The following is a 286-nucleotide window of genomic DNA, read 5'->3' on the forward strand; positions in this document are numbered from 1 at the left end:
GTTCTGTGGTGGCAGATAACAACGGCAACTATGAATTTAATCTTACTGATTTAGGTAAGAATTTTGATATTCAGCCAGGCGATCAAATTACCGTCACAGCGACTACACCAGGTGAAAAAGAGAGCGAACATTCAGAACCTGTGACCGTTCCTACGGTAGAAGCGGGCAAAGATGGACACCCTTACGATACAAAAGCACCTGAAGCAACGGTAGAGATTACTACCAAAAAAGAACCAGGTGACGGCTCTGCAGAGATTGCTGTAACTAACGCAAAACCGGGTGATAA

Annotated in this window: 1 protein-coding gene; it reads left to right on the top strand. The window is 44.4% G+C overall.

Features of this window, described 5'->3' with window-relative positions; genetic code table 11:
* Positions 1 to 286, top strand: a 286-nt coding sequence (locus A1D25_RS01475; protein WP_157393953.1) for a hypothetical protein, incomplete at both ends; no start/stop codon positions are given.

This window comes from Ursidibacter arcticus, assembly GCF_009761375.1.
In the GTDB taxonomy this organism is placed as follows: Bacteria; Pseudomonadota; Gammaproteobacteria; order Enterobacterales; family Pasteurellaceae; genus Ursidibacter; species Ursidibacter arcticus.